We start from the raw sequence: 22,667 nt of genomic DNA, 5'->3' as shown, positions 1-22,667 counted from the left end.
TGTTGTTATTGTTAATGACTCGAATCACGATAAAACATTGACTTTATAAATTAAACAAAGAGGATATAGAATAATAATAAAAAATAAAGGAGTAGTTCATTTGAGAAGAACCAATGTACATGCCTGGACCGAAGACTGGGGTAGATTATACCAGCAAGAAGAGGAAAAATTAAAAACGGTTTTTAAAGATGAATTAATTGATATTTTTCATATCGGGAGTACCTCTATCCCAGCAATAGGGTACGCAAAGCCAATCATTGATATTTTGGTTGTTGTGAAGGATATCGAAAAAATGGATCGATACAATGATGAAATGGTGAAATTGGGGTATGAACCTCGAGGTGAAAAAGGGATCATTGGCAGAAGATATTTTCCAAAGGGCAAAGATAATCGAACCCATCATCTACATATCTTTCAAGCTGGAAGTGAACAAATTAAAAGTCACTTAGATTTTAAACATTACCTAATAGAGCATCCAAACGAAGCAAAAAAGTATGGTGAACTAAAAATTAGTTTAGCAAAACAATTTCCAACTGACCATTACAAGTATCAAGAGGGAAAGCAGCCGTTTGTTTCTGAACTAGCAAATAAAGCTAAGGAATGGGCGTTAAAGAAATAAGGAACCACTACTTCCTGTTTTCAGGGAGGTAATGGTTCCTTTTTGTTTCCATGGGGACGGTTCTACTGGTCTTCTTTTTTGTAACTTGTACCAAGAGAACCGTCCCTCTGGATAAGAGAACCGTCCCTCTGGATATTTGTTCTATTCACAGTAGAACAGAATGTGTTATAATATATATAGAACAGATTGGAGGGGAAATTAATGATTATTCGAATTGAACCTGACTCTGACATTCCCATTTATGAGCAGTTATCCAATCAGATTGTCGAAGGGATTGCTAGAGGTTGGATTCATCCAGGAGATTCGCTGCCTTCGGTAAGGGCATTTGCCTCTGACCTTGGCGTGAACATGCATACGGTTAATAAAAGCTACCACCAATTAGAGAAGAAAGGAATTATTACGATTGTTCCGAAATCAGGTGCAATTATCTCTTCTCCCCAAGATTTTAATGAATCTTCTTTGGCCCGGCTAAAAGAAGAATATAAGCCACTTGTTGCAGAATCCCTTGTGGCAGGAATGCCTCATGAACAAATACTGGACCTTGTCTCCTCAATTATCAAAGACTTTAAGAAAATCTAACTCTAGGAGGAACTTTTATGACTTTAGCCATCTTTTTATTTATCTCCATTATCCTCGTTGGTATCCAAACGGCCATTCCCTTCTTAGTAAAACGGACGATCGTATTTGGGATCACCGTCCCAGAAAAACACATTCAAGATGAGAAGCTCTTATCCTACAAAAAAAACTATACTTTACTAGTTTCCCTCCTTTCAATAATCGTTTTAGCAGGTTATGTATTTTGGGCACTAGTAAGTAATCCTGGCGAAGAACAAACTGTACTAATTGGGACGTTCATTCAGTTTGGCATCATTCTTTTCAGCCTCTCACTTTATTTCTACTTCCATGGAAAGACACTTCAATTAAAAAAGAACCAAAATTGGATGGAAAATTTAAAACAAGTAAAAGTATCCGATTTGTCTGTACGGTCTCAAGATGAAATGCTTCCTTGGTATTTATTTTTACTCCCGATGATTATGACGATTGGGGTCATCGGATATACTATTTTCCAATATGACCTTTTGCCGGAACAAATCCCCACTCACTGGGGCATAAACGGTGAAGCGGATGCCTTTACCGAGAAAACACCGTTGTCAGCTATCCTAATGCCGCTTACGCTTTTAGCTATGCAGATCATGTACTTAGGAATAAATATCGGTAAGAATAAATCGGGTATTAAATTAAGTGCCACGGGTACGAATGCATCGCGGATTCGTCAGCTAACATTACGGAAATACTCGAGTTGGCTGATGTTTGGAGTTAGTTTATTGCTTACGATTTTGTTTTCTTTCTTCCAACTAACAGCCATTCACCCTGATTTATTTGCTGGAACTGCCATGATGACGACGCCGATTATTTTCCTTGTTATTATTTTGGCTGCAACCATAGCTTTTGCTGTAAAAGTGGGTCGTTCTGATAAACACCCTGTTGGTGAAGTAGATGAGGAAATCACGGATTATGACGATGATTTACACTGGAAAGGCGGTCTCTTTTATTTCAACCGAAATGACCCTTCTATTTTTGTAGAAAAACGCTTCGGCGTAGGCTGGACCATTAACTTTGGAAATCCAATTGGTTATCTTATTGTCATAGTCCCGCTAGTGGTCGTTTTAGTACTTTCATTTTTGTAAAATAACAAAGAGAGCGTATCCTTTGATCAGGGTACACTCTCTTTTTGTTCATACTGTATGGTTTTTGTAGAAGCTGTACACTTTATTGTATAAACTGTACGGTTTTTTGTAAAAGCTGTGCGCTTTTTTGTATAAACTATACGGTTTTATTCTGTCACTTTCTTATTATCTCTTTTGTGTAAAAGCTCCATTGGGATATAGGTAATAATAAATACAATAATTGCAGCTATTTCAAGATTAATATAGTACATAATTCCACTTCCGAAAAATGACAATAATGTCTCAGATTCCGATGGGCTGGCTAAAAAGAAGAAATTCGTATCTAACCATACATTCAGGAAAAACACAGGTACGGCGATCACGTTCAACGTGAGATAGCTAGTGATAATGGCTTTACGAGGAACCCTGTAACCTTCAAACAGGATAAAATACAGGACGGCTAACGGAATGGCTGAATGATGAAGGAAATATTTTAAGAAACGAAAATGAGGAAATTGGTAGACGATGTCAGGTGTGACCATACTTAATATGGCTGGCAGGAGACCAATAAAAAATAACAAATTAAACACTTTTTGGCTCTTTTTCAAAAATAAAAATAGTGATAAAAACGTACTCAGTGAGCAGAGTTGTAATGGGAGATCCCCCACTTCCCATTGATGTGTGAGGATTAACCACAAATGAAAAGAGACCTCACAAAGTATTAACGTAATAAATAAAGTCCATTTTACAATCCGCGAGTATGACGTAAGTTTCTTTCTGTAATACACGAACATAAAACATGCTAGGGAGAAGAGAACTAACGTTACAACATGAGTCATAGAAAAAAAGGTAAAGGTCTGCATTCCTGTAACAGAAAACATGATGACAACACCTCTTTTTTCGCAAGTATTCATATCCTTAGAGTCCTTAGAACTCTAAGATAGTAAGAATATATGACATTTATAGGCTGTATTAGACTTATGTACCTATGTGTATAACAAATTATTTTCGAAACTCAAAAAAAATAGGACTTTTTAATAAAAAGTCCTAATCTATATTTCCACACCATTAAACGAATTCAGCACTGGCTTTAATAACTCTTTCTCTCGCAGCGCTATACTCTTTATGAAGCTTTTCCACATACTCAGCTGTTGTCGTGACCTCACTAACTACTCCTATTCCCTGCCCGCTTCCCCAAATATCCTTCCAAGCCTTCGCCGATCCACTGCCTCCGAAGTTCATTTTTGATGGGTCACTTTCTGGAAGTGCGTTTGGATCCAAGCCTGCAGCTCGTATGGATGGTGCGAGATAATTGCCATGTACACCTGTAAATAAATTGCTATTTACCACATCATCTGAGGTAGATTCAACAATGGCTTGCTTATATTCTTGTGCAGCCCTAGCCTCGTGCGTGGCAATGAATGGCGAGCCAATATAAGCAAAATCAGCACCGATGGCCTGCGCTGCAAGAATCGCATTTCCGTTTGCGATTGATCCTGACAAAGCTAATGGTCCATCAAACCACTGACGAATTTCCTGAATCAGAGCAAACGGGCTCTTATCACCTGCATGTCCGCCCGCCCCTGCAGCAACCGCTATCAAACAATCTGCTCCTTTATCAATGGCTTTGTGTGCAAACTTGTTATTAATCACATCGTGGAACACTATTCCACCATAGCTATGTGCTGCGACATTGATTTCTTCACGTGCTCCAAGTGAGGTTATGATGATAGGAACTTTGTATTTCACACACAATTCCATATCATGTTCAAGACGATCATTGGTCTTATGGACAATTTGATTAATTGCAAATGGTGCGGCTGGAGAATCCGGATTTTGTGCATTGTACGAAGCCAGTTCTTCTGTAATTTCTGCTAGCCATTCATCAAGCTGTGAGGCTGGTCTGGCATTTAGTGCAGGCATAGAACCCACAATCCCTGCCTTGCATTGCTCGATGACTAACTTTGGATTACTAATAATAAAAAGAGGTGAACCGATAACCGGGATTCTCAACTTGTTTAGGATTGCAGGAATCTTTGACATATGTACTACTTTCCTCCATTCTACTTTTCGCTTGCGAAACTATTACTAGTTAAATTCTATATCGAATGATTACCTTCCTTTATTATTTGGAAAAATTATTACAAAATAGTGGTATGAAAAATGCCAACCCTTTAAAAGGCAGCGGGTTTACTTTAGAGCTGCAAACATTGTATAACACATAGGAAAATATACTTGTATTGAAAATACAAAGAGTGTTGGATATTTATGTTAAAATGAAATTATTGGATATTGAAGAGTATGTGAAAAGAAGAACTTTTGCTGATGAAGCAGATGAGTAAAATAAATGGGAAAATAATAAGTTGATAATATTTACAGGGGTTGAGAATTATTAATAATGCACAAATAAACAAATTTTTTTATTTACCACTTTTTATAGGGGAGGTAATTGAAAGAAAGATAGGGAATAGGAAAAGAGGGATGATTGTCTATACATTACTATATCTCATTTTATCACCCTTCCCTTCAATTCTAACTAATGGCATTAATTTATGGATACTGAATACACTTCTTCCTCTAATGATTCAAAACTATTTTTTACTTGGTATGCTCTATGTTTTTTTTTTTATTTGGTGGGACAAAAAGAAAAAACTATAAAAGTTCCACAAATTTGAAATTTCACATGTATTAGAAAAGAATTCGAAAAGGGCTTAGAGAAAATTTCAACTCTAAGCCCTTTTTTAACTGAGAAATATAATGTGAATGATAGTGTGAAATTTTTTGTGATTTGTCTCTGTTTTTCTTCTATACGAGAATGTTCATTCGCTACGAAATAATTTCCCATTTGTGATGATTAGCAATTTCTAATAAACGTGGTTCAGGATTGACAGCTACAGGATTTCCGACTAGTTCAAGAACATTTAAATCACTGTAGCTGTCTCCATAAGCAAAGCTATTTTGCCAATCCACTTTCATGTTAGAAAGATGCTTAGTAATAAAATCAGTTTTTCTTTCCCCGTAAATATAGTTTATGGCAGCATTCTTTCTTAGTTTTTCATCCTCATACGGTATACTGCTTCCAATGATACAATCAAAGGTGACATCCTCCGTAACGGAATTTAGGAGCGGTTCGTATGCTCCTGAGACCAGCATAGTATAGTAACCCTCTTTTTTATGTTGTTCTAACCTATGTAACATACTATCACTCAGGTTTTGACTCATGATCCCGCCAATTTGAGAAAAAAACTGCTCTATTTCAGTTTTTGAGCTCGAGCCAAAAGAGGAAATATACGCCCACATGGAGTACTCTTTCATTTTTTGTTCGGGGTAAAGTTTGCATTTGTATGCTAAATAAACCGGCAGGATCCTCAGGAAAAATTTCCGATACTTTTGAAAATGGATCGGATGTTTCTTTAAATGTCTCATCAACAGCGGAAAAGTCTCCTCAGGGAATAATGTTCCATCAAAATCAAAAATAGCAACCTTCATATTACCAGCCTTTCCTATCATTCATTTTTCACAATTCAATTATACTCTCCATGCGATATAAGTTTCCTAAACCTCTATACCTGCAATTCCGAATCCTCCAGGTCCAGCATGAGTAGAAATCATGGCACCTGCTTGAATCCATTTGACATTTTTGAAGCCAAATTCTCTTGCAGTATCTTCCATCCCCTGCTTGATGCTTTCATCAAGTCCGATAGAGTATATTAGATAAAGTTGGTCTCTATCAATGTCGTACTGAGTGAGATAATCTTGCATCAGTTTTTCTGAGACGACATCCATTTTTCCACGATACTTTTTGGTTGAAACAAGATTTCCATCCACCAATTCAATACGCGGCTTTATTTTTAACAAAGCCCCTCCAAGATATGCAAGATTACTGACTCGTCCTCCTGCTCTTAAAAATTCTAAGCTCCCGGGAACAAATGCCAGTCTCGATTTTGGAACCACAGATTTTATCTTCTCCACTAAAAGTCCAGGATCAATCAAAGGTTCTTTTTCTAACAGGTTAACCGCGTACATCACTATAGCTGTTAATCCTCCCGTTACGTTTAAAGCATCAATGAGAAAAATATCTTTTAAATCCTCCGTTGCGATGATGGCATTTTGGAAGGAAGAAGATGCCTTTGAGGTATAACCAATATGCACAATGATACAATCAGGGTTATCATTTTTAATCTTGGTAAAGAATTCAAGATATTCATGTGAATTGGTGGACGTTGTAGAGGGGATTTTCTTTGTAGTGTCGTAGTAATCATAAATGTCCATTACAGGCAAGGACCCATCTAAATAATCCTTTCCATCCATGATTACATGCATTGGGACCACCTGCACATGATGTGTATCAGCTAAATCGCTCGGTAAATCTGCTCCACTCTCAGTTGTCAGTATAATTCTTCTCATCAATATCTCCACCTTTACATTATAAGCCGATACAATTGGTATTATCTTTCTTCTACTCTACTATACATGAAAAAGATGGGTAGACTACAAAATTCCAGAAAGAAATATTTTGATAAAAAAGGCCGACTCTCTTTTGGTGTTTCATGGAAGGAGAGTCGGCTTTTTCTGACTTGATATTCAATTACGCCTCTATAAGGACATGCCTAGGACACGTTTAGACATTACTCGCCAGCGGCAGTATCTAGAAACACTTGTAATCTATTCTTGTATTCTTCTTCTGCAACGGTATAGGCTTCGGTGTGACCTGCACCTTTTACAATCCATAAGTCTTTTTCACTTGAAGCAGCATTATAAATTTCATTGGCCATTTCAGTTGGAACGAGCTCATCCTGGTCACCATGAATAATAAACAACGGAAGTTTGTTCTTCTTAACACTCTCTATTGCAGAAGCTTCTTCAAAGGTATATCCCGCTCTAATATTCGTGATAACACTTGTTACTTCCATAAGTGGAAAAGCTGGAAGGTTGTAGAGATATTTTAATTGATGAGACAACTCTGCCTTAACGGTTGTATAACCGCTATCTGCAATAATTCCCTTTACTTCTTCAGGGAGTTTTTCACCTGATGTCATGAGGACAGTTGCTGCCCCCATAGAAAATCCGTGAAGGAAAATACTATTCTCTTTCTTTTCTTTTATCAAAAAGTCAATCCAGTCGACATAATCCTTGCGGTCATGCCATCTGTAGCCAATATAGTCCCCTTCACTCATGCCATGCCCTCTGGCATCGGGCTTTAAAACATCATATCCTAGGTCAAAGTAATCCTTTGTAATCCACGGCATTTGTTCACCGCTGCCCTTATACCCATGTGCCAAAATGACCACTTTGCCGTTAGAATCAGGGTTTTTCAAAAAGCGGCCTATTAATGTTAAGCCATCATATGATTTTATTTGAACCATTTCAAATTCCTGCTGTTCTGTCCATTTCATTAACTGTGCTACTTTTTTCTGTTGTTCCTCTGAGCCCTCTATGCTGGCAGCTGCCGCAGAGCTGCCGCCTCCGTGAAGGTCAGGTCCATCTTGGCTGCGATTGATACCGACATTATAGAAGTAATTTCCAGCAACCCCCATTCCGATGATAAAAATCAGAACAACAGCAATACTTATTCTCGTAAATCTCTTCTTCAACTTCATTCCCCTTATCTACTATTCTCTAATTAGAATGTCTTATTCCATTGTTAAGCAATGAAACTAATATATTAATATATTATAATTCAAATCAGAACTAAAGTGGAAATTTTTAAATTAGGGATATCAAATCATGACATCGGAACAAAAAAAAGTGCCATGTTGGTGCCAGGCACTTTAATCGATTCAATTAGATTTGGAACGTTAGGATTTCATCATCATTGCTGCCTGTTCCCAAATAATCCGTTCCTTACTGTTTGGATCGTTTTCAACTGAACTTTCTATGTTGAAAATCATGGTTGAGCGCTCATTCAGGTTATACTGCTGCCATTCAGGAAGATTTTCAGTATTTGGATTACTCTTATGGGCAAAGTTGATCCATGCCTGATGCATCTGACCTGCTACCAATTGTCGGTCTGGAGAAGACCCTGTGAAATTTTCCGTATTTGGCGTATTTAATGTATTAAAGACAAATGGAATTTCTAAAGCGTGCGTTGATTTAAGTACGCCGCCAAATACCGGTGTTTCCCAATCAAATCGATACATCCAAACAGAAGCACCTTGTTTCACCTGCAGCTCGGATAATTTTTGTGCAGGATATGTAAAGACACTCATGGTTAGTAGTTTGTTATAAAGTTCTTGGGATAGCGGCTTGTTCCCTCCGAGGTAAGTTGAAATCAGCTGTACCATTGGTCCAAAGGTTTTTTCAAAAATCTTGGTAACCTTACTCTCATCTGCGTTTTTCCACTCAGGGTCAAATGCACTGAAAATATTGTATTCATCTTTGTTGGTACCGATTAAGATTGTGATATCCTTAGCGGAACCTTCTGCTATCGCGTCTTCTGGGTGTTTTGGCAATGAGATTCCATCAATCACAGGCCCTAAGCTCATCGGTGGAACGAGGTCTGCCGCTTGAATTAACTGTTCCACTGGCAATTCTGCTAATTTTGATAGATTCGTTGGTTCTACTTGTAAAGTCTCTAAAATATGACCTGCAATTTTTGTAGCTTTTTCCGAGGAATGTACATTTGCTGCCGCCCCACTTTGTAAGATCGCTTTATGAAAAAGACCTTGAGCAGAAGGGAATCCAAGCAGCACACCAATGCTCATTGCTCCTGCAGACTCACCAAAAATGGTTACATTATTTGGATCACCGCCAAACGATGCAATATTCTCCTGCACCCATTGCAAGGCAGCGACTTGATCCTGAATGCCGCAATTTCCAGATGTCGCATACTCCCCGCCGCCTAATTCACCAAGGTGAAGAAAGCCCAATATCCCCAGCCTGTAATTAATCGTAACAACGACAACATCACCTTCTGCAGCAAATGAAGTACCGTCATACCAACTGCTCGACCCTGAACCAGAAACAAAAGCACCGCCGTGAATCCAAACCATTACAGGACGTTTTTTATCATCTGCTCCTGGCGACCACACGTTTAGGTAAAGACAATCCTCACTCATATTCGAGATATCATTACCAAAAAACTCCATTATCTCTCGTTGTGATTGCGGAGCGACTGGTGAGAATGAAGTTGCATCACGGATTCCTTCCCATGATTCCGGAAGCTCTGGAGCACAAAACCGCAAATCTCCAGCAGGAGGCTTTGCGTATGGAATCCCCTTCCAGGTAAATACACCACCGATTTGTTCACCTTGTAGTTTACCGTAAGCGCTTTCAACAATTGTTTTACTCACTTTCCCTTCTCCTCTCAATATATAAGGTTACTAGCAGCAATAACAAAAACCTTCTATGGTGCTATCTAAAAGTATTCTACCAAGGGTGTTACTTTTCCTGTTATTTACAAATAAATCTTTCGTAATAATCTCTTGAAAACCAAACAGACTCTCTATTAGTCTGTCTTCAACTTTAATTTATATAGTCAATAATTAAATTATTTAATAAAGGAATTAACTTATTGAATAAAATTATAAATTTTAATAAATAATTCTAAGAATTTATTTGAAAATGTAAAGTTATAGTGTATGATATGGTTAAATAAAAAGAAAGGAGAACGGTATGGCATATCCTTTACTCACTAATTGTCCTGTTTGCAATAAGGCACTTAAAATTACGAAACTACACTGTAACCATTGCCAGACAACGGTGGAAAATGAATTTGAAGTTTCAAAACTGGCTGCTCTCGGTCAGGAACAGCTGCATTTTATTGAGATTTTTCTTAAATGCCGTGGAAATATCAAAGAGGTCGAGAAGGAGCTCGGAATTTCCTATCCGACTGTCAGAGGAAAATTAGATGAAATTATCTCTGCGCTGGGATATTCCTCTCAAAAGAAACCGGAAGTGGATAAGAAAAAAATTGTGTCGTTATTAGAAAAAGGAGAAATTACAGCTGATAAAGCCATTCAGCTATTAAAAGAGGGGGAAGAATAATGAAAGACGAAATTTCAAGAGTCTTAACGCTGGTAGAAGAAGGTAAAATTGATAAGGAAAAAGCAAGCGAATTAATTACTATTTTACAAGGTAAAGATCAGCCAGAGCTAGTGACAACGAAAAAAGAAGCCCCCTATGGAAATAAAATGTTAAAGATTCGAGTGACCTCCGAAGAAGGTGATAATGTTAATGTGAATTTACCAATTAATCTGGTAAAGGCTGTTTTAAAAGTAGGCACCAATATTGCTGAAAAAATACCTGAGGCAGAAAAATATGTCAAAGATATCAACGTTGACCTGCTCATTGAGGCTATTGAAAACGAATTGGATGGAGAGATTGTTAACATCACCTCGGCCAATGGGGATAAAGTTTTTGTGGTGATTGAATAGTTTATGTTAAAAGTCAAGGTAAAAACAAAGGATATACGCTTCTCTATTCCAGTTCCCTATGCTGTTTTACGTTTGGGTAGTTTAATTATTACATCAAAGAGAATTACTTCCTTATTAAATAAAGCCATTGAGAAGGATGGCAGCACCAAATTCATCTTCCCGCAAATTGAAAGGAAAGATATGAAGCCGTTGCTGCAGGAACTTTCTAAGCACAGTGGTGTGACCCTTGTTGAAACGAAATTGAAGGATGGAACTGAGGTAGAAGTAAAGCTTTAATATAATTTTAAAAACGCTCAAAGATTGAGCGTTTTTTATTGCTATTTTCGTTAAAGCTCTCATTCGCTGAATATGTAATTATTTAATAAATTTTGTGTACTCATCAATATAGAGTGCTACATTACCACAATTTGGACATACAGATGCTTTAGTCTTAGCAGAAATACTATTGAATAGTCCTTTACGCTTTTGACTAATCGAAATTCCATTCACATCGTATTCAACACTTACTTTACAATCATTTATCATCTCAGTTTGGCATTGATTGCAAATCCTTTTCATGATTAAATCCCCTTTTTAGGTAAATGTTTTTCCAAAAAATTAAGAATAGCCTTATATCCGTTTATTTTGTTTTCCTTCTTCTTAAAATCATGTCCCTCATCAGGAAAAACGACATATTCCACAGGTACGTTATTTTTCTCTAGTGCAGCTACAATTTCATCCGATTCTACCTTAAGCACTCGAGGATCGTTTGCACCTTGCAGCACAATAAGTGGTTTATTTATTTTATCGGCATGGAACAATGGTGAAATACTGCGAACATATTCAGGTTGTGTATAAGGATTCCCCATTTTTTTATAAAGCGCCTCTCTTATATTCTCCCACCAGGATGGGATGCTCTTTAACGTTCGCTCCCAATTGGAGACACCAAAAATGTCCACTCCTGCCTTAAACTCTTCCGGTCTAAACGCTAGCGCGGCAAGCACCATAAAACCACCGTAACTTCCACCCATAATGCCGATTTTGTCGTCATCTATATAATCTTGTTCTTGAAGGAAGTTTTTTGCTTGAATGCAATCCTCCAAGTCCACTTCCCCGTGTTTTAAATCTGCAGCACGAAAGAATGACTTTCCATACCCGGAGCTGCCTCTGTTATTAACAGCTATGATCGCATATCCATGATTCGCCAAATATTGAAATAATGGATTATATTGCAATCTAGACTGTCCACCCGGACCCCCATGAACATACACTAGTGATGGCACCTTTTCCCCTGCTTGTATTACAGGTTTATAATATATCGCAGGTATTTCCAATCCATCAAATGACGGATAGGTGATAATTTCAGCCTGAGTTAAATCCTCTGAATCAATCTCTGGATTTAAGGTATCAGAAAGCTTCTTTAATTTTTCGGATAAAAGATGATAGCTATACAAGTTCGATGGTTCGTTTGAGGTATTAAACAAAAATGTCATTACTTCCTCGCTTTGAGAAAGCCTTACATTCACCATTTGCCCCTCAGGCAGTAACGGCAATTCAAGCTGTTGGCTGGCAGAAAGATTGATGATTTTCACTTCTGTTTTGGCATCATAGTTAATGGTGTAAACCAGATAGTTATCCTTACTGGAAAAGAACGAAGAGGTGATATCACCATTTCCTTTTACCACTTCGATTGATTGTTTTGTATCCATGTGAACTTTTTTCAATACTTGAAATTCATGATTCTCATTACTTAAATAATAAAGATACTGAGAATCTCCACTGAAGGATTGCGGAATAAAGTTACTATCACCTTCATGGACCGTTAGATGAGATACTTGACACTGACTTCTGTCATACAAATAAATGTCAGAGTCATTCGCATTGTTCACTTTCCCTAAAGCTATATATCGCTTATTAGGTGAAACTGCTCCAAATTCATATCCTTCATCATTTGTAAAAATACAGGTTGATTCGTATGTATCAATATTGAGTTCATAAACATCCATAAAGCTTGGATTCCTTTTATTGGATCCATAGTAAAAGCTTTTCTGGTCCTGACTCCAGTGATAAAATTCTGCACGGGCGTTTTCTTCAGGCGTTAAGTCAACACTTTCACCAATTTCATTTTGCACGTAAATATGTAAGATTTCATTTCCGCTTTGATCACTTAAAAATAAAAAACGATGGTCGTTTGGAAAAAATGAAATAGCATGGACTGCATTTGTACGTGAAAAAGTAACTTGTTGCTGGCTATTATCTTCTAACGAAACGATGTAAGCATTATAGATTCCACTTTTATCACTAGAGAATAAAACGTATTTTTCATCGAAAGAGATGGAGTTCGAAATAATAGACTCCGTATTGATAAATTGTTCAATTGTATATTTCTTTCCCTTTGTATCCTGCGTATCTTTTGACAACGATTCTACCTCCTTTACAGTTTTTATCTATATTCGAGATTAAATATAAAAAACCTTTAAAAAGGGAGAGATTTTACCACACTCCCCATTTAAAGGTTTCATTGTTTACTTTACTAATAGATCAATAGAATCGATTGCCCCTTTAAGTCTATTAACATAGTCACCGTTCAAAACTTTATAGGTAATCCTATGTTTTTCTAGTAATGCCTTTAGGTGCTGATTGTTTTGGGCTCTAACGTCATCCTCCCCGTGCACCCGCAGGCCGTCATCTACCCATTTCACATCGGGTTCAAGGTAGAGCCAAAGATCATATTCTTGTAATTTAGCAATCTCATCGAGAACAGGCTGGTGTTCTTCATTATAGAGGTGTGAGTAGAACTGGGTTACAATAACTTCTGTATCAATGAAAACAACTTTATTTGCTTTTTCAATTGCCTCAATTTCTTTCATTTTATGGCCATAAGCAATTTTCTGATAGTCTTCCTTCACCATTATTCCCTCGCAGCCTCCCAGCTCTTCACATACCGTCCGTCCGTATTCCTCTACATACGCTGTATTGTATATTTTGGCGAGGTTTTTTGTGAGGGTTGATTTTCCACAGCTTTCCGTCCCAACCACCACAACCTTTTTTATAAAATAAGGCTTAACAAAGTCGGGTATAAATTCCCAATGACGGTATACCCCTTCATTACGAATGGCGGTAGCCGAGATTGTAACATGAGTGCGCTCTGGATCAATCATGAAATGCTTTGAATCTGGATATAGTTCTCTAAAAATACCATTATAGTCAAACTCCGAACTAAAAACATAATCGATAGGCTTCCCAATAGCCTGTTGGATTAACTGGGCTCCTTGGTTCCAGTCATAATCATCATTTCCTTCATAATCCTCAATGGATATTACTTTTACATGCGGCATATCTCTTGTTAATTGTGACAGCCAGCGCAGCCGAATATGAGGTGGAATATAGTCCATTTTGGGACCTTTACACAATTCTTTGTCGCGGATTTGACTGTGTGACAACACAACATACAGTTCATCAACCATCGATGAAGCATGAATGATTGCATACACATGTCCCTGATGCAGGGGCAAAAATTTGCCTCCAATAAAACCAACACTCATTTAAACCACCTCATGACTTTGTTTTTGATACAATTTCCGCCAGTTTACATAACCATAGATACTGTTAACTAAGAAAGCAGACCACATGACTAACATCGATAAGTCATTTCCGCCTTGTGAAATGAGTGCACTTAGCCAAAGGGTAATCGATAAAACATTGACTGCGATCCAAAGAAGCCATTGTTCCGCAAATCGTTTTAACATCAATATTTGTGCCGCAATGGATAGAACATTGGTGGCAGCATCATTCCAAACAAAATTGCCGCCTAAAAATTTCAAGAATAATCCATAACCTATCGTTAGAATCAGAATCGATAACACTGTGTATAACCAGCCTGTTTTTGTTAGACTTTTCACTTTAACATCTTCACCTTTAACAACCTGGTCACTTTTGTTCTTTTTCCACAAATAAATTCCGATAAACTGAATAGGAAAGTAAAACAGAGCATTCAACATGACTTCTCCGTATAGTCCATAGCCATACGCAATGTAAGCATATGTTAATGTTTGAACAATCCCGAAATAATAGTTAGCGATTTTCCCCTTCGCCACTAACACCACACAAAGCATGCCGCTTATAGATGAAACCAATCCAATCAGTGAATCACTCCAGGCGAAGAAAAGATAAATGTTCACCATTGTAAAAGTAAACAGCCAGCTTATCTCAAATTTAGTCCAGTTCTTCCATATCCCCATTTGTATCTCTCCCCTTTTTGTTTTTTACCCCTTTAACTTATTTTTGTACACGGAAACGATGGGCTGAAAATCAGTAAACCGATAAAGCTGTGCCGGAGTTTTGGAATAAGCATTTGATTTCTTTGGCTTACCGTTTTCCGTTACCGCTTCAATAAATGGCAGAGTGGGTGCTTTTCTAAAAAAAGCTGCATCTGATGAAATGGATGGGTCATCTAATACCGTTAATAAAACACCTTGCAGCTCTGAAAGGACAAACTCCTTGGGAAGAAAGTGCTTGGCTAGGGTTGTGAGTGCCATATCCTTCTTGATGAACCATAGGGCATCATCGATAATGGTTCGATGGTCAAAGGCAAGATCGAGTTCGAGTGCTTTATTGATTGTAAATAGTTGGATATCAGAAGCGTCATAGGTGGTTTGACGTTTTTTTAATGCTGCTTCATTAGCAATGACATAATGAGCATTCGAAATAATCCAGCCTCTTTTGTCTCGATTCGGGGAATCATAGACGCCAAAATGTTTAATTCGCAGCCCGTCTACTCCCGTTTCTTCTAATAGCTTACGTTCTGCTGCTTGAAAAGCTGTTTCGTTTGGACGAACAAAGCCTCCTGGTAAGGCCCACTTTCCTGCTTCACTATTTGGATTGCCTTCATGGTCCAGTTCACTTCGTTTAATCAACATGATCTTTAATTTTTTTATCGGCGGTTTATACTCACCATTGCTTTCGGATGTGATGGTAAAGACAGCTATATCACTGGTATATCCATCGGGGGTTGTAAATTTATTTTTCATTTCCTTTTCTCACTCCTTTAATTAACAATTTGTTAATCGTTAATTAAAATATATTCCAGTATTTGTTTTTCGTCAAGAACTTTCTGACATTTGTATCAAAAAATAGGCAAATATCATAGGATGTATTCTTCCCAGAAAAAAGGAGGTTCTCATGATGAGTTCAGAATATGGAGTAAGTTTAAGCTTACCTTTAGTGGTAATATTGTTTATCTTGTTAATTATAATCGGAGCGGTTTTTTGGAATTATGATGATGAGTGTTACAGCAGCGGCAGTTATTGTGGCTAAAAGCCCATGGGGAACAGATAATAACTAATGAAAATTTATAAGAGGTTTATTTTCCTAGTGTTTCGTTTTCGGGTGCTTCATAATTAAGTGATTGACGTATGAATTGGCATACGTCTTTTCTTTATTTATTTGGTACTTTCGATTTTCTCAAATCACAGGTAAACCTCATTGGATAAATAAACGGAATAATTCCGCTTAATTCGTAATTTAAAATAAAAAAAGAATAAATAACCGGAGGTATTCCGTTTATTGGCTCGAAAAGCGTGATAATGGTGGAATTTCCTCTGCATAGTCGGAAATTCTCCGCTTATATACCCCGTAACAAGCTCCATTTTACATCTAACCGGAAATTCTCCGCTTATTTACTTGTAACTAAAATTAATATTTAAGTGAGTTTTTTCTTTATAGATCAGTACTACTGATTTTATCTATTTCCATCTCGTACATTTTGATGTGATTTTCATAAAATTCATTCGTTACCTGAAACCCGGCTTTTTCATAGCACCGAATGGCTCGAAGATTATCTACTCTAACCCCTAAGTATATAGATGTAACATCAGGTTCTCGCAATGCACCAGAGATAAAATACCTTGTTACCTCGGTCCCTAAACCTTTTGAGTATAAGGCAGCATCACCGATTAAAATTGAAAATTCAACACTATTCCCCTTCTTTTTTAATCCCACTCTTCCGATCACTCTTTCATCTACGAGAATTACATAATACTTTGCGTTAGACCGGGATAATTTTTCGCGCCAATAGTTTGTTAGTTGATCTAATGTATAAGGTTTAAACTTTTTGGCATTAGCTATGTAATGTAAATCTTCGTTGTTATACCAATCCAATAATATCGGAACATCCTTCATTTCCAATTCTCTAACAGACCAATTCATAATCGACCCTCTTTTCTATATTCTTTCCTATTATAAAATTTTATCACAGACCACTTACTGATTATTCTTTGTACCTTTATTATGCATTAAAAAAGTGCCAGACACTGGACATTCATTTCAGTGTTGGCACTTATAAATCTCATATTAGTTAATTACCAAGTCCAGTTAGTAATAGACAGTAACATTAAAGCAGCAGCCGCTAATGCAATGTTTTTTAGGAATTGATTCATCTCGCCTACTTTTGCATTCTGATCGGTTTCCTTCCAGAAATTATGCATGATGAATGCTGAAAGAACGAGGAATATTACAATTAAATACAGTCCCCATTCAATCCAATATGCCGTTAAGATACTTAATCCCCCGGCGAGGAGCATTAGTCCGGACACCACTACAGATAATCCTGGTGCTGGTACCCCCTTATAGGATGCATACTGCTTCAAACCTTGAAATTGGATGAAATGATTTAGACCAGAATAAGCAAAATAAAGACCAAATACTGCCCGACCAACCAGCCACAGCCAATCCATTCAGACATCATCCTTTCATTAGGTTGATTCCTTACTCTATACATATATACGTATATTTATGAGAATATTCCGTCTTTTTTTAACATTATACATTATCCTATTTATTCCACCTATGGGACTACTCTCCTAATGACCAATGTCCCTTTAAGATGATATATTTATTACCGTAGTCGAGAGAAACAACCATGAAATGGTGAGTAATCGCGGCTCATGTTTTACATGAGTTGAGGAAAGTCCAGGCTCGCCCGGTGCTGAGATGCCCGGAGTGTTCGTGCCATCTGCAAAGGTGGGCAGCAGTTTATACTGCTGACGGCGGGGAAATGATGCTAAGTCCTTCATGGATATGCTCAAAGTACCCTGAAAGTGCCACAGTGACGAATTCTTCTGGAAACGGAAGAAATGGAACGGGTAAACCCCACGAGCGAGCAACCCAAACTATGGTAGGGGCACCATCATGCGGGAAAATGAACCAAAGTGATGGATCGGTCATCTTTTTGACTGATAGTTATATGATTACTCCTGTTGTGCGAGATTGGCATCGTTTGAAGCACGCAGGAACAGAACCTGGCTTACAGCCATTTTATGCGCCGGTACTACAAACAAACATAAGCGAAAGTCTAGCCTATACATACCGTGCTAGACTGGGAGTTGGCGGTCCCTTAACCCGCATTTCCGCCATAGCGGGGTCGAAAACCTGCCTTTGGTTTGAGTATGTATGGTCTGCCTTGTGAAAAGTAGTGTTGACAATTAGGTCCAACGCAATAGATTCCTACGAATCGGGTCAGGTCCGGAAGGAAGCAGCCATAAGTAGACACTTCTATGTGCCGTTGGGCAGCCTAGTTTGAGCTAACTATTACAAGTAACGCTTGGATGCTCTTATCCATGTCAGGTGCACGGTTTAACTAATGAATAAATGAAATGAAAAATAGTACAAAGTGCCAGGCACCAACCAATTTATTGGATGGTGCCTGGCACTTTTCTTATTTACTGTAAACTAAAATGTTCACTACTGACTCTATTTAATAGTAAATCTGATTGATTTTTCCCGTATAAATACAATACATGCATCGGCCTCGTCATTGCGACATATAACAATTTAACATCTAGCTCTTCCTCACTATACGCTTCCTCTAAGGTGAGAATCAGTACGGCGTCAAACTCCAATCCTTTTGACAGGTAGGATGGCAGTATCACTACACTTCCCTTTTTCATGTCTTCTTTTTCTTCTAAAAGCTGAATGGGAAGATTACTATTTTCTAACATCTCATGTATTCTCACACATTCACTGTCGGTTCTTCCAATAATCGCAATCGAGTTCAGTTCTTCCTCTTTAAGTAAGTGGATATCCTGTTCAAGGGTCTCTCTGACCTGCTGCAGATTGGCTGGGTCAATTTTCGTAAAACGTGGTTTGTTTCCATGCCGAATCACTGGTTCTACAATAGGCAAATCTTTATTCATAATTGATAGAATATCATTAGCCAATTGCATAATCTCGACTGTGGTTCGATAACTCTTTTGTAGAGAATGGTAATTGGCATTCGGGAATACTTCCTGAACTAGCGGCTCCCAGCTATTCAATCCTCTGTACGAATGAATTCCTTGGGCTAAATCGCCAACAATCGTAAACAATTCCGTCTCAAAGCCTTCTTTGAGAGCGGCAAATTGAAAATAGCTGTAATCCTGTGCCTCATCAATGAAAACACTCTTCATTTTATATTTTTCGTCTATTCCTTCAAGTTTTGCCTTCATGTAAAATAACGGAGCTAAATCCTCTAGTTCTAGCGCTTTTTTATTAAAAATTCTTTGACAATATTTACTTAAAGATCGGCATTCTTTTTCTGATAACGTACCTGAATATTTTTGAAGAAGTTCGGGTGAGGTCATCAGTTCGTTGTACAGAGTAAAAATATCTTTTTTCACAAAAGGGTCCAAATAATTTTTTACCGCTACCTTCGACTCCTGTTCAATCATACTGATTCTTTTTGCTTTTGTATCCATGATGTAGACAACTTTTTCTTTTCTCTTCTCTGAATCCAGCCTGCGGGTATATAACGCTTTATCTAAGGCTTCATCATATTTCGTATTAATTTTAGAGAGCATGATCGATTTTTTCATTCTAACATCATTGGCTAATAAGCTTTTTATCTTATCCAACCTCTTGTAAATCGGTAAATAGTTAAATTCTTTTAAAAAGAGTCTTTGGATTTTCTGTCCTCTCATTAAAAGAGACTTTTCAATCATAAAATCCTGTGAAGGTGCCAATTTTAATTCAATATCCTTCAAATAGGCGTCGATTAACACCTTGAATTCCAGGGATCCTTTATAACTTGAAACCCATTGTATCCATTTTGAATTTTCTTTCCCATTAATCAGGGCCATTAACTTTGAAGTAGGAGAAAATAGATTTATTTTCTTCCCTAAAGCTTTTCTCATAAATTCAATATAAGTAGTTTGTTTAATCTTGTTTACTCCTAAATCAGGTAAAACAGCGGAAATATAGTCGATGAACAATTTATTTGGTGCTAGAATCATTAATTTTTCTGGAGGAAATCGATATCCAGAAGAGTATAAAAAGTAGGATATGCGATGGAGTGCTATAGTGGTTTTTCCACTGCCTGCAGCTCCTTGTACGATGATGGGGTGTTTTAGTGAAGCGCGAATCACTTCATTTTGCTCATTTTGGATAGTCGCCACAATTTCTGTCAAGCGGTTATCAGCCTTGCCTCCCAGCGATTTTTGTAACAGCTCATCATGGGTGGTTAAATCAATATCTCGAATTTCTTTTAACAGTCCTTCCTCAATTTCATACTGCCTCTTCAGTGATAAATAACCACTTTGCGTTTCGCCATAGGCGTCATAGGTTACCTCCCCTAGGCGTCCGTCATAGTATACATTTGCAATAGGTGAACGCCAATCAACAATAATGGGAATCTGGTTCACACGATCGAACAATGATGCTTTCCCAATGTATAAGATCTCTTCTTTGGTATCACCGCTGCTAGTAAAATTGATTCTAGAAAAATAGGGTTTGCCTATGACACTCTCTAACCTCTCAAGTTCACTTTGTGCTAGTTCTAAATACTGGGCATTTGTTAAGAGGGTCATGTAGCTTAAACTACTATCTGAAGTATCAAGGTCAGCAAAGGCTTCCTTTAAATTCTCAACAAACTGTTCTTTATTGCCCTTTGACATTTCCAAAACACTTTTTATGTATTCCTTTGTAAACTCTAAGCGCTCTACCTCTGATTGATAATCTTTGTGTTTATGAACGGATATCCGTTTTTTTGAACTCATTCTCTTAAACACTCACCTCTCCCTACTATATATTCACAACCCAACAGGCACAAAAAGAAACATCTACAGTTTATTGCAGATGTTTACATTCACAGTGGAGCTATATTTTACCATTTAAAAAGTGAAATGACAATATTTCAACTGTTTTTAACCTTGAAAATATAATAAAACTATCAAAAAAATAATCAGTCCAATTAAAAGAATCGAGCCCACACTCGTACTATATACAATGTGTATCTTAATATGAAGAATCGCGTGAATAATAAGGATGACTAGTATGCCTATGAGAACGAATATGGCCATTTGTACATTTCGATTACGATTACCTTTCAAAGACTTAACTCCCTCCTAGAAGCACTATAGGGACACTTTTGTTTTTATATAAATATTTACCTTTCGCTAAAAATATTCCACTATCAGACAAACCCTCAGTCGCCGAATTTATGTCTTGTTTCTTCTTTACAAAAAACAGTTCTTTAAAAAGATATAATAAGGTTGAAACTAATATCATTTATTCCCGTATATAAAAATAAGAAAATGATGAAAACGGAGTGACCTTTTTTGATAAATGTTGAATCAGAAGATTTTTTAAAAGAAGAATTGAAAAAGATTGAGGTTTGGGAGAACGAGCAAAAGGATTTATGGTTTTGGGAGAAGATTGGCCGTTTGCCATTCATGCTGCTAGATAAGCTTACACCGAAATTCATTCAGGATAAAATCGGCCTGGCTATTGATGAGTTAGGGAACTATATTCAGACTGGCGGCCAATATTTAGTAAAAGAAGATACAATTTTAAAAAAGTTTACTACAAATGAAACATCATCAGACGAGATTCGCCTTAAACTCCGTGAGCAGGTCCCACTAGCTAAAATGGATGAAATTGCGGATGAAATCGCAAATTCAAGAACAAAAATCGCTACAGTTCAAGGAGCAACAACGGGGATTGGCGGTCTCTTTACACTCGCTGTTGATATACCTGTTTTATTAGGATTGTCCCTTAAAGTACTGCAAGAGATTTCTCTATGTTACGGGTATGACCCAAAAGACAAAGCTGAGAGAATTTTTATTGTAAAGTGTCTGCAGTTTACTTCCTCTGATATTGTAGGAAAAAAAGCGATATTAGAAGATCTATCTTCCTTTCATCAAGGCAGCCAAAACCAGCAGATGATTTCCCAATTACAAGGATGGCGTGAAGTGGTGACCACCTATCGCGATTCCTTTGGCTGGAAAAAACTATTTCAAATGATTCCGATTGCGGGAATGATATTTGGTGCTTTTATCAATCGCTCATCCATCAATGACGTTGCAGAAGCCGGAAAAATGTTATACCGAAAACGGAGAATCATGGAGAGATTACAACCCATAGAATCTGGTCAGAATTAAGCAAAGGGAACTCGGACAAGAAGCTATACGGCTTCTATCGTCCGTGTTCCTTTTTATGCATTGTTCTGAGCTACTTTAATTTGTAAACCATTGGTGTAAATCTCATTCCATTCATGTTCTGCTCTATGTCTGTGTCTACAAAGCCAAGTCGATGATAAACTTCTACTGCATAAGGAGATGAGTTTACAGTTATTGTGTTAAGAGGGTTCTGATTATTAACGACTTCTTGGAATAAACGTTTCGCTATCCCTCTTCTATGAAATTCTTTTTTCACAAACAGCAGGCAAATGTGATTGCTTCCTCTTGTTGCTATGACCCCTGCTAATTCGTTATTACCTTTACACCCCCAAAAAGATATCTCTTCTCTTTCAAATTGCTCCATCATTGAATCGCAGGCAATGAATTTCTTAAATTCCTCAATGCCCTGGGATGAGTAATCAGGTGCTTCATATTCTAGAAAAACACTCCAAACTAAATCAAGAGCATTTTTAATATCGCTCTTCTTCAATTTTAAAATAAACATGTGCCTACCCTTCCCTTCTCTAAACTAACTTAAACTAGAGTTGTCTGAAAATGGTTGATTTGTGATAAGCTAATAGGTGAAAAGGGGGAATTG

At 37.4% G+C, this 22,667-nt stretch carries 23 protein-coding genes and 2 other RNA genes; 10 read left to right on the top strand and 15 right to left on the bottom strand.

Features of this window, described 5'->3' with window-relative positions; genetic code table 11:
- The first annotated feature begins 100 nt into the window (after positions 1-100).
- The 3 genes from H0184_RS16570 to H0184_RS16560 all read left to right on the top strand — a co-directional run bounded on the left by H0184_RS16570 (position 101) and on the right by H0184_RS16560 (position 2,307).
- A complete protein-coding gene (locus H0184_RS16570; protein ID WP_221827099.1) occupies positions 101-619 on the top strand; it encodes a GrpB family protein in 519 nt (172 codons plus the stop codon).
- Between the two features lie 201 nt (positions 620-820).
- Entirely contained in the window at positions 821-1,198 is a 378-nt protein-coding gene (locus H0184_RS16565; protein WP_221827098.1) for a GntR family transcriptional regulator, read from the top strand.
- A gap of 17 nt (positions 1,199-1,215) precedes the next feature.
- On the top strand, positions 1,216-2,307 hold the full coding sequence (locus tag H0184_RS16560) for a DUF1648 domain-containing protein (protein WP_221827097.1): 1,092 nt from the start codon (positions 1,216-1,218) through the stop codon (positions 2,305-2,307).
- Between the two features lie 146 nt (positions 2,308-2,453).
- Here the strand turns inward: H0184_RS16560 and H0184_RS16555 are convergent, their stop codons facing one another.
- From H0184_RS16555 to H0184_RS16530, 6 genes are all read right to left on the bottom strand, one after another.
- On the bottom strand, positions 2,454-3,149 hold the full coding sequence (locus H0184_RS16555) for a YwaF family protein (protein ID WP_260631636.1): 696 nt from the start codon (positions 3,147-3,149) through the stop codon (positions 2,454-2,456).
- Positions 3,150-3,354: 205 nt separating this feature from the next.
- A complete protein-coding gene (locus tag H0184_RS16550) occupies positions 3,355-4,329 on the bottom strand; it encodes an NAD(P)H-dependent flavin oxidoreductase (RefSeq protein ID WP_221827095.1) in 975 nt (324 codons plus the stop codon).
- 783 nt (positions 4,330-5,112) lie between these two features.
- Positions 5,113-5,775 (bottom strand): HAD family hydrolase, encoded by a 663-nt coding sequence (locus H0184_RS16545; protein ID WP_221827094.1) that lies wholly within the window; start codon positions 5,773-5,775, stop codon positions 5,113-5,115.
- 66 nt (positions 5,776-5,841) lie between these two features.
- Positions 5,842-6,693: a DegV family protein gene (locus H0184_RS16540; protein ID WP_221827093.1), complete on the bottom strand. Its 852-nt coding sequence runs from the start codon at positions 6,691-6,693 to the stop codon at positions 5,842-5,844.
- Positions 6,694-6,914: 221 nt separating this feature from the next.
- Positions 6,915-7,886: an alpha/beta hydrolase gene (locus H0184_RS16535; protein ID WP_221827092.1), complete on the bottom strand. Its 972-nt coding sequence runs from the start codon at positions 7,884-7,886 to the stop codon at positions 6,915-6,917.
- Between the two features lie 198 nt (positions 7,887-8,084).
- Positions 8,085-9,578, bottom strand: coding sequence for a carboxylesterase/lipase family protein (locus H0184_RS16530; RefSeq protein ID WP_221827091.1), 1,494 nt, complete (start codon positions 9,576-9,578; stop codon positions 8,085-8,087).
- Positions 9,579-9,900: 322 nt separating this feature from the next.
- On the opposite strand from H0184_RS16530, the gene H0184_RS16525 reads away from it, so the two are divergent.
- The 3 genes from H0184_RS16525 to H0184_RS16515 are packed head-to-tail and all read left to right on the top strand — an operon-like array spanning position 9,901 to position 10,937.
- Complete coding sequence (locus tag H0184_RS16525; protein WP_221827090.1) at positions 9,901-10,272, top strand: DUF2089 domain-containing protein; 372 nt, start codon at positions 9,901-9,903, stop codon at positions 10,270-10,272.
- Entirely contained in the window at positions 10,272-10,661 is a 390-nt protein-coding gene (locus H0184_RS16520; RefSeq protein WP_221827089.1) for an SHOCT-like domain-containing protein, read from the top strand. The genes H0184_RS16525 and H0184_RS16520 overlap by 1 nt, the downstream gene beginning before the upstream one ends.
- Positions 10,662-10,664: 3 nt before the next feature.
- Entirely contained in the window at positions 10,665-10,937 is a 273-nt protein-coding gene (locus tag H0184_RS16515) for a hypothetical protein (protein WP_221827088.1), read from the top strand.
- Positions 10,938-11,015: 78 nt separating this feature from the next.
- Here H0184_RS16515 and H0184_RS16510 read toward each other — a convergent pair whose 3' ends face one another.
- The 5 genes from H0184_RS16510 to H0184_RS16490 all read right to left on the bottom strand — a co-directional run bounded on the left by H0184_RS16510 (position 11,016) and on the right by H0184_RS16490 (position 15,670).
- A complete protein-coding gene (locus tag H0184_RS16510) occupies positions 11,016-11,219 on the bottom strand; it encodes a nucleic acid-binding protein (RefSeq protein ID WP_221827087.1) in 204 nt (67 codons plus the stop codon).
- 2 nt (positions 11,220-11,221) lie between these two features.
- On the bottom strand, positions 11,222-13,060 hold the full coding sequence (locus H0184_RS16505) for a S9 family peptidase (protein WP_221827086.1): 1,839 nt from the start codon (positions 13,058-13,060) through the stop codon (positions 11,222-11,224).
- A gap of 105 nt (positions 13,061-13,165) precedes the next feature.
- Positions 13,166-14,185: a multifunctional transcriptional regulator/nicotinamide-nucleotide adenylyltransferase/ribosylnicotinamide kinase NadR gene (nadR, locus tag H0184_RS16500; protein ID WP_221827085.1), complete on the bottom strand. Its 1,020-nt coding sequence runs from the start codon at positions 14,183-14,185 to the stop codon at positions 13,166-13,168.
- Positions 14,186-14,881 carry a nicotinamide riboside transporter PnuC gene (gene pnuC, locus H0184_RS16495; RefSeq protein ID WP_221827084.1) on the bottom strand — a complete coding sequence of 232 codons (696 nt, stop codon included), beginning with the start codon at positions 14,879-14,881 and terminating at the stop codon, positions 14,186-14,188.
- A 24-nt stretch (positions 14,882-14,905) separates the two neighbouring features.
- Positions 14,906-15,670: an NUDIX domain-containing protein gene (locus H0184_RS16490; RefSeq protein ID WP_221827083.1), complete on the bottom strand. Its 765-nt coding sequence runs from the start codon at positions 15,668-15,670 to the stop codon at positions 14,906-14,908.
- A gap of 151 nt (positions 15,671-15,821) precedes the next feature.
- On the opposite strand from H0184_RS16490, the gene H0184_RS16485 reads away from it, so the two are divergent.
- Positions 15,822-15,956, top strand: coding sequence for a YjcZ family sporulation protein (locus tag H0184_RS16485; RefSeq protein WP_260631608.1), 135 nt, complete (start codon positions 15,822-15,824; stop codon positions 15,954-15,956).
- Positions 15,957-16,358: 402 nt separating this feature from the next.
- Here the strand turns inward: H0184_RS16485 and H0184_RS16480 are convergent, their stop codons facing one another.
- Both H0184_RS16480 and H0184_RS16475 read right to left on the bottom strand, forming a co-directional pair.
- Positions 16,359-16,847, bottom strand: a complete 489-nt coding sequence (locus H0184_RS16480) for a GNAT family N-acetyltransferase (protein ID WP_221827082.1) — start codon at positions 16,845-16,847, stop codon at positions 16,359-16,361.
- A gap of 152 nt (positions 16,848-16,999) precedes the next feature.
- A complete protein-coding gene (locus H0184_RS16475) occupies positions 17,000-17,374 on the bottom strand; it encodes a DoxX family protein (RefSeq protein ID WP_221827081.1) in 375 nt (124 codons plus the stop codon).
- A gap of 189 nt (positions 17,375-17,563) precedes the next feature.
- On the opposite strand from H0184_RS16475, the gene rnpB reads away from it, so the two are divergent.
- Positions 17,564-17,951, top strand: an RNA gene (rnpB, locus tag H0184_RS16470) — RNase P RNA component class B.
- Positions 17,952-18,005: 54 nt separating this feature from the next.
- Positions 18,006-18,271: signal recognition particle sRNA large type (gene ffs, locus H0184_RS16465), an RNA gene on the top strand.
- An 87-nt stretch (positions 18,272-18,358) separates the two neighbouring features.
- Here ffs and helD read toward each other — a convergent pair.
- Positions 18,359-20,680: an RNA polymerase recycling motor HelD gene (helD, locus tag H0184_RS16460; RefSeq protein WP_313771779.1), complete on the bottom strand. Its 2,322-nt coding sequence runs from the start codon at positions 20,678-20,680 to the stop codon at positions 18,359-18,361.
- A gap of 549 nt (positions 20,681-21,229) precedes the next feature.
- Here helD and H0184_RS16455 point away from each other — a divergent pair.
- Entirely contained in the window at positions 21,230-22,051 is an 822-nt protein-coding gene (locus H0184_RS16455; RefSeq protein ID WP_221827080.1) for an EcsC family protein, read from the top strand.
- Between the two features lie 70 nt (positions 22,052-22,121).
- Here the strand turns inward: H0184_RS16455 and H0184_RS16450 are convergent, their stop codons facing one another.
- Entirely contained in the window at positions 22,122-22,574 is a 453-nt protein-coding gene (locus tag H0184_RS16450) for a GNAT family N-acetyltransferase (RefSeq protein WP_221827079.1), read from the bottom strand.
- Positions 22,575-22,667: the final 93 nt, after the last annotated feature.

The sequence above is a fragment of the Neobacillus niacini genome (assembly GCF_019749295.1).
In the GTDB taxonomy this organism is placed as follows: Bacteria; Bacillota; Bacilli; order Bacillales; family Cytobacillaceae; genus Neobacillus; species Neobacillus niacini_D.
Note: the sequence above shows the minus strand (reverse complement) of the source record. Positions and strands in the feature narration are given on the sequence as shown.

Excerpts from the sequence above, each read along its gene's own strand:
- pnuC (WP_221827084.1), bottom strand. The coding sequence starts at position 14,881 with ATGGGGATATGGAAGAACTGGACTAAATTTGAGATAAGCTGGCTGTTT.
- H0184_RS16550 (WP_221827095.1), bottom strand. The coding sequence starts at position 4,329 with ATGTCAAAGATTCCTGCAATCCTAAACAAGTTGAGAATCCCGGTTATC.
- H0184_RS16560 (WP_221827097.1), top strand. The coding sequence starts at position 1,216 with ATGACTTTAGCCATCTTTTTATTTATCTCCATTATCCTCGTTGGTATC.
- H0184_RS16565 (WP_221827098.1), top strand. The coding sequence starts at position 821 with ATGATTATTCGAATTGAACCTGACTCTGACATTCCCATTTATGAGCAG.
- H0184_RS16545 (WP_221827094.1), bottom strand. The coding sequence starts at position 5,775 with ATGAAGGTTGCTATTTTTGATTTTGATGGAACATTATTCCCTGAGGAG.
- H0184_RS16515 (WP_221827088.1), top strand. The coding sequence starts at position 10,665 with ATGTTAAAAGTCAAGGTAAAAACAAAGGATATACGCTTCTCTATTCCA.
- H0184_RS16450 (WP_221827079.1), bottom strand. The coding sequence starts at position 22,574 with ATGTTTATTTTAAAATTGAAGAAGAGCGATATTAAAAATGCTCTTGAT.
- H0184_RS16535 (WP_221827092.1), bottom strand. The coding sequence starts at position 7,886 with ATGAAGTTGAAGAAGAGATTTACGAGAATAAGTATTGCTGTTGTTCTG.
- H0184_RS16480 (WP_221827082.1), bottom strand. The coding sequence starts at position 16,847 with ATGAATTGGTCTGTTAGAGAATTGGAAATGAAGGATGTTCCGATATTA.
- H0184_RS16475 (WP_221827081.1), bottom strand. The coding sequence starts at position 17,374 with ATGGATTGGCTGTGGCTGGTTGGTCGGGCAGTATTTGGTCTTTATTTT.
- H0184_RS16540 (WP_221827093.1), bottom strand. The coding sequence starts at position 6,693 with ATGAGAAGAATTATACTGACAACTGAGAGTGGAGCAGATTTACCGAGC.
- H0184_RS16520 (WP_221827089.1), top strand. The coding sequence starts at position 10,272 with ATGAAAGACGAAATTTCAAGAGTCTTAACGCTGGTAGAAGAAGGTAAA.
- H0184_RS16555 (WP_260631636.1), bottom strand. The coding sequence starts at position 3,149 with ATGCAGACCTTTACCTTTTTTTCTATGACTCATGTTGTAACGTTAGTT.
- H0184_RS16510 (WP_221827087.1), bottom strand. The coding sequence starts at position 11,219 with ATGAAAAGGATTTGCAATCAATGCCAAACTGAGATGATAAATGATTGT.
- H0184_RS16490 (WP_221827083.1), bottom strand. The coding sequence starts at position 15,670 with ATGAAAAATAAATTTACAACCCCCGATGGATATACCAGTGATATAGCT.
- H0184_RS16525 (WP_221827090.1), top strand. The coding sequence starts at position 9,901 with ATGGCATATCCTTTACTCACTAATTGTCCTGTTTGCAATAAGGCACTT.
- nadR (WP_221827085.1), bottom strand. The coding sequence starts at position 14,185 with ATGAGTGTTGGTTTTATTGGAGGCAAATTTTTGCCCCTGCATCAGGGA.
- H0184_RS16485 (WP_260631608.1), top strand. The coding sequence starts at position 15,822 with ATGATGAGTTCAGAATATGGAGTAAGTTTAAGCTTACCTTTAGTGGTA.